Source organism: Streptomyces sp. ADI96-02 (assembly GCF_003846185.1).
GTDB lineage: Bacteria > Actinomycetota > Actinomycetes > Streptomycetales > Streptomycetaceae > Streptomyces.
Window position 1 is genome coordinate 5,244,413 of sequence record NZ_ML123034.1, and the last position, 4,958, is coordinate 5,249,370.

The 4,958-nt window shown below is 66.4% G+C and carries 6 protein-coding genes; all 6 read right to left on the reverse strand.

All coding sequences use genetic code 11. The features are described 5' to 3' along the window. Positions 1–216: 216 nt before the first annotated feature. Entirely contained in the window at positions 217–693 is a 477-nt protein-coding gene (locus EES43_RS23135; protein ID WP_124270492.1) for a hypothetical protein, read from the reverse strand. Positions 694–1,238: 545 nt separating this feature from the next. Further along, complete coding sequence (locus EES43_RS23140) at positions 1,239–1,895, reverse strand: contact-dependent growth inhibition system immunity protein (RefSeq protein ID WP_124270493.1); 657 nt, start codon at positions 1,893–1,895, stop codon at positions 1,239–1,241. Between the two features lie 13 nt (positions 1,896–1,908). Beyond that, entirely contained in the window at positions 1,909–2,208 is a 300-nt protein-coding gene (locus tag EES43_RS23145) for an RNase A-like domain-containing protein (RefSeq protein WP_124270494.1), read from the reverse strand. A 57-nt stretch (positions 2,209–2,265) separates the two neighbouring features. After that, the gene (locus EES43_RS23150; protein ID WP_124270495.1) at positions 2,266–2,826 is read right to left on the reverse strand and encodes a hypothetical protein; all 561 of its coding nucleotides are present in this window, start codon (positions 2,824–2,826) and stop codon (positions 2,266–2,268) included. Between the two features lie 26 nt (positions 2,827–2,852). Next, positions 2,853–4,622 carry an RNase A-like domain-containing protein gene (locus EES43_RS23155; protein WP_124270496.1) on the reverse strand — a complete coding sequence of 590 codons (1,770 nt, stop codon included), beginning with the start codon at positions 4,620–4,622 and terminating at the stop codon, positions 2,853–2,855. Further along, a complete protein-coding gene (locus EES43_RS23160; RefSeq protein ID WP_124270497.1) occupies positions 4,622–4,927 on the reverse strand; it encodes a WXG100 family type VII secretion target in 306 nt (101 codons plus the stop codon). Before EES43_RS23160 ends, EES43_RS23155 begins: the two co-directional genes overlap by 1 nt. Positions 4,928–4,958 lie beyond the last annotated feature (31 nt).

The following is a 4,958-nucleotide window of genomic DNA, read 5'->3' on the forward strand; positions in this document are numbered from 1 at the left end:
AACGACTCAGGACACTAGGGGCACTACGGGCACCAGGCGTGCGGGGGCCCTCCGTACGGGTGCATCGGGCTGTTGTCGACCACAGCCGTTACGACGGCAGTGTAAAGTCTTCCCGCCATCATCCCCAGTGTCGCCAGTTCAAGGAGCATTTCAGCGGCTCCGCGTACTCCCGGTCGATCCGGTCCCGCGCCAGGTCGCCCAGCCTCGCCTCCGCAGCTACTCGGGCGGGCCGTACGTCATCTCCAGCGAATGCTCCTCAAGGCTGCGGAGCGTCAGCTGGTCGTCCCGTGCCTCATTTAGCAGGAAGAGCTCCCGCAGGTTTCGGGAGAAGCCGTTCCACGCGGCCAGCTCGGTGAGCGCCAGCACGCCTAGCACCCGGGCCAGACCCTCGCCCAGCTTGAGCAGTCCGTCTTTCCGCTCCGCCGGATGCGTGCTGACCCGGTACCGACGGGACAGCGCGGCGGCGTGGTACGGAAAGCTCCACTTGGCGCGCGAGATCGGGTTGTCCAACGGGCGCACGAGTTCGCCGATCAGGCCAGCCTCGTGGGCGGCGGCCCTGATCTCGTTCCGAACCCCCTGGACGTCCCGTTCGCCGCTGTCGAAGAGGTTGGGCAGGGTTCCCGACATCGTGGTCCGCAGTGCGCGCCGTCCCGCATGTACGGTCTCCAGGAGAGTCTCCAGGAGACTCTCCACCTCGCTGTCGGTGACCAGGTTGACGGGGACGTGGGTGTCCAGCAGATCGCGAGCGCTGGGGTACAGACCGTTAGTCCTTGCGGGAGTTCAACCACTCGCAGAGCGCCTGGCCGCTGCCGCGGAGCGGCTTGGTCTTCGTGTGGGAATGGCGCACGACGGGCTCGACGCTCATCTGACGCTCGTCCTTATGGTGCGTCAGGTGAGCTTCGAAACCACGGCGCAGTATGGGTCGTCGCGTCATCATGGCGGAGAGGTTTCTTGGCCGCCGCAAGGCATCTGGCCGCCCGGGTGGCCAGGTCGGTGTAGCCGTCCTGGTCCCGGTCGGTGCGGTCAGGGCGCTGAGATACATCCGCCTTCGGACTGCGGATCGCCTGTGTCTCCTCCGGGTTGCTCTGTTGAGGCCCTGGCGATGTTCTCAAAGGACTGCGGTCACCGGCCGGACGGACCTTCAGGTTGTGTCTCGCGAGGGCTCGGCCCTGAGGTGCTGTCCATGTTCGTGCCATCCTGCAGCTGTGGAGAGCCCGTTCCGCGACCGCTCAGCCGGATCAGATACCGGAGAGCGTCGCCGCCAGCGACTGGAACCAGGCGCCGTGAGAGAACGGTTCCGGTGGGCTGACCTCCATGCCGAGTTTGGCGGCAGCTAGGGCGTAGTCCCCCTCGTCTAGGGGGAGGGCGAGCAACTCGTGCAGTTCACCCACGAGGCGGGTGACCAACTGCGGGTTTGTGGTGCCGGCGTAGTCGGCGACTGCGGCGTCGTGGCCGCGAAACTCGTCAACGATGTCCTGCGAGAACCAGCCCCCCAGCAGTTGCGCGGTCTCCGGAAAACGGGCGTGCCACTCCCAGTGCGTCTGCGGGGACGATGGCTCCGGGACGTCGCCCTCCTCGATGCTCCTCTTCAGGTGGTCGGCCAGCACTGTCAGCCAGTCACCGATGTCCGACTGGTGCTTTCCGGTGTCCGGGATCGAGTAGAACTCACCCAGCTCCTGCCGGATGCGGCCTGGAGGATTGCGGCTGTACTCGCGCAGCTGTCGCTCCGCCTCTGCGATGGCCGAGGGGCGGGTATGCCAGGTATGGCGGAGATACGCGTCCAGGGCGCGACTGCGCCGCTCCGGGTCGTCGTCGGCCGGCTGACCCAGGTACGCGCGCATCACCTGGTCCAGCTCGCCGTACCGCCGGTCGTGTTCGAGGGGCTTCATGGACATGTGCGGGTGACCCCTACAGGTAGAACGGGACGGTCGTGTGGACGACGAAGCCGAGCGGACTCGCCGCTTCGCGGCGCAGCACCACGCGCGCCGCGTGCACATCGACGGGGCCGTGCCCGGCCAGCAGGTCGCCCTCCAGATGGACCCGGCCCACGGGCTCCTCACGGGACGGCCAGGCTGCCTCGATGGTGAGGCGGACCCGGGTGTTCTGGGCGAGCCAGCGGTGGACGGCCTGTTCGTTGGCGGTCACCACCTGCTGGGTGGCCCACTGGGCGGTCTCCCGGTCGGGATAGGAGGCGGATCGGGTCAGCACGGGGCATCCTCTCAAATTGCCTCGCCAGGAGCCGAGCTCCCACGGGTGGCAGGCGGTTCAGTAGTCGGCGAAGTTCCAGAACATGCCCACCTCGGTGTCCGAGACGACGATCAGGCCGTAGTCCTCCGAGTACACGCTCAGCGGGCTGTACGCCCAGCCCGACGATGTGAAGTCGAGCGTGCCGCTCACGTGACCGGGCTTATTGACGTTGGTGTGGAAACAGGCGGAGTCCCCGTAGCGCGTGAGGATCGTGCGCGCCATCGCCCTCAGTGCCGCCTCGCTTTCGGCGAAGCGCCTCAGGTTGGACAGGGTGCAGCCGTCATCCGTAAGGGCCAGGAGCAGGTTCTCGGCGCTGTGCCGATCGATCTCCTGGAGGCGGCTCGCGATGTACTCCGGCGGGTGGGCGACGAAGGGGTAGGTGGGGGACGCCTCGCGCTCCGAGTTCTGAGCCGCGTCATCGAGACCGGTCCAACCGCGGGGGTCCGGGGTCCGGGCCATCAGAGCGAGGACGTCGAGGATCCAGTTCTCGTGGCGACGCGGGCCCGTGGCGTCGTACGGGTACGCGTCCTCGTACAAGTGGCGTACCGCGGCTTCCCAGGACGTCTGGTCGACGGACATGTGGTGCTGGCCTTTCTCGGCTTTCGCTAGGACTTGGAGGGCATCGACGTCATGACAGTGAACGGAGGGTTGCGGCTGCTGTCGTAGCGGATACGCGTGTCGACACCGCTTACGTCGTACGCCTTGGCATTCAGACCGCCCTGCTTGTACCCGGACAGAGGGTCGTTGGGGTCCACCGGCTGCTTACTCACGCTGCGGCCACTGGTCTCGCCGCTGGGCACCGTGTCGTAGAACGACTTGACGTCGCCGTTGGAGGCCGGCGGAGGCCCCTTGATCCATGCCTCGATGGCGGCCTTGTTCGTGTTGAGGTTGCGCTCAGTCAATTCCTCGGCGCGCTGGTAGCTCGGGAAGGCGGAGGAGCCGCTGGGCATCGGCTTGCCATGGGGCCAGGCCGCTGTCGGGCCGCCCGACTGCTGGTCACGCATGCGCTGCGCCAACTGCTCGTCCGTCTTTCCGACGTGCTTGTCCAAAGTATGGCCGTTCGCCATATATTCGTTGGCGGCGAGATTCAGGTCGTAGTTGCCGTTCGAATCAACCTTCAGCCAGACTTTCGAGTCCTTGAATTCCTCCAGGGCCCGGGTACCGAAGCCGTGCGCACGGGCGACGCCGGCCTCGAACTTGGGGGCGCTGCGGTACGCCTCGTCCAGCGGCCCTTCCAGCGCCCTCATGCGGGTGGTCAGGCCGTCCAGGATGCCGGTGTATTTGGCGACGATCCCGTTCAGCTTGCCGGTGTCTAGGTTCAGTACCGTCTTGACGTCGAACGACAGGAGCAGGCCGGCGCCGCTGCCGAGGAGAGATGTGGCGGCACCGAGCGCGCTCTTGAGATCTTTGGGCTTGGCCAGGTCCTCGATGATGTCCTTGGCGGCTTTCCACATGGCGCGGTCGAGCTCGTCCTTGACGTCGCGGTTCAGGTCGACGGCGGCTTCCGCGTACTCGCGCAGGATGGTGGCGATGTCATCGGCCGTGTCCTTCAGTACGGCCAGGACGGGCTGACTGCCCGTGGGGACGCGTGGCGTGCCCGGACCGGAGTTGGCGGTCTGCGCCCACTGGTAGCCGTGCTGTCGCTGCCCCCAGGCCGTTCCTCCCCACAGGGCGCTGCAGAAGGTCCGCATCGCGGCCTCCCACTCGGCCTGCTGGTGGTTGGTGATAGCACCAACAGCCTGGGTGAGCTGGTCCGCCCCCAGCGAGGCAGTGACGGACACTCTCATCCAGCTGTGGCAGAGGGAGTTGAGATAGTGCTGTTCGGGATAGGGGTAAACGTCTGCCACCCTGCCGACCCGGAAGACGTGCTTGCACAAGGGATGGAGAAGATCCCGGACGATTTCGGGCATGCCCTCCATCAAGCCCCGCAGGATGTCGTCGCCGCCGTCGTCGTCGCCCCACTTGATGTCGGGGATGGAGCCGAGGTTCGGGGCTTTGTCGATGACCGTGGGCCGGGGGCGCTGCTCGGCTGTCTTGCCGGGCTTGGGGTGGGCCGCGACGTCGGCCTTGGTGTAGGCGTTGGCTGTCTCGGTGAAACCGAGTGCCACACCGCCGACGCTGAGCACGGACCGACCCCAGACCTCCAGCCAGCGATTGCCGATCTTCTTGTACGCCTGGGCGAACTTCTCGGCCTCGGTGCCGGCACCGCCTGCGTCGGGGTACTTGCTCAGCTCCTCGAGAAGCGTTTTGGCACCCCGTACCAGGAAGTCCTGCTGTGCGGCGACCCGACCGGAGACCGACCAGAGGTCGCTCGGCTTGACGTCGATGGTGCCGCTACCACCCGGCGGCTGGGCGGGTGAGGAAGGGTCGGCCATCAGGCACCGCCTCCCCAGCCTTCGAGTACGGACCTGTTGGCCGCGGCGTAGTTCAGGTGCCCCTTCACCACGACCTCGTGGAGCCAAGCCTGGGTTGCCTTGAGGTCGCCGGCGGAGTGACTCCACTTGTCCAGCTCGTCGATGAACGCTTCGCGTGCCTCACCGTCCCAGCTCAGCACGGCTTTCGCGGTCCGATCGTACAACGTTTCCAGCTTCTCGTTGAGGATGCGGAGGATGCCCTCCAGGTCACCCGAAAGCTGTTGCAAAGTGGCGAAATTAACAGTGATGCGGTCTTCGTCCGGCACGGTGATGATCCCCCTTGTGTCCTGAGTCGTT